General features: G+C 69.8%; 1 protein-coding gene. It reads left to right on the top strand.

The window, feature by feature from the left end; translation table 11 throughout:
- Positions 1-11 precede the first annotated feature (11 nt).
- The coding region (locus tag Psi02_RS39790) for an aldehyde dehydrogenase family protein (RefSeq protein WP_203981094.1) at positions 12-850 on the top strand (839 nt) is incomplete at its 3' end.

Genomic DNA, 850 nt, shown 5'->3' with positions numbered 1-850 from the left:
TGAGTGAGCGCCTGGCCGTGCGCAAGACGTACAAGCTGTTCATCGGTGGCGCGTTTCCGCGATCCGAGAGCGGAAGGTCCTATGTCGTGAGCTCCTCAAAGGGTGAGTTCCTGGCGAACGCGTCCAAGGCCTCCCGCAAGGACGCCAGGGAGGCGGTGGCCGCCGCGCGCAAGGCCTTCCCCGGCTGGTCCGCCGCGACCGCGTACAACCGCGGTCAGATCCTCTACCGCGTCGCGGAGATGCTGGAGGGGCGCCGCTCGCAGTTCGTGGCCGAACTCGTCGACGCCGACGGCGTCGGTGTGCGCAAGGCCGGCGAGTTGGTGGACGCGGCTGTGGACCGGCTCGTGTGGTACGCGGGCTGGTCGGACAAGATCGGCGCGATCCGGGGATCGGCCAACCCGGTCGCCGGGCCGTACTTCAACCTGTCCAGCACCGAGCCGACCGGCGTGGTCGCCGTGGTGGCCCCCGAGGCCGGCCCGCTGCTCGGGCTGGTCAGTGTGATCGCTCCGGTGATCGTCACGGGCAACACGTGTGTGGTGGTCGCGTCGGAGCGGGCGCCGCTGCCGTCGATCACACTGGCTGAGGTGCTGGCCACCTCCGACCTGCCCGGGGGTGTGGTGAACATCCTCACCGGCTCGGCCGCCGAGATCGCGCCATGGCTGGCGGGCCACATGGACGTCAACGCCATCGATCTGACCGGCGCCGACGGGGAACTGGCGGTCACGTGTGAAGAGGCGGCGGCGGAGAACCTCAAGCGTGTCCTGCGTCCGCCGGCCACCAAGGTCGACTGGCTGGCCGACCCGGGTACCGAGCGCATGACGGCCTTCCTCGAAACCAAGACCGTCTGGCA

The organism is Planotetraspora silvatica (assembly GCF_016863315.1).
Classification (GTDB): domain Bacteria; phylum Actinomycetota; class Actinomycetes; order Streptosporangiales; family Streptosporangiaceae; genus Planotetraspora; species Planotetraspora silvatica.
Note: the sequence above shows the minus strand (reverse complement) of the source record. Positions and strands in the feature narration are given on the sequence as shown.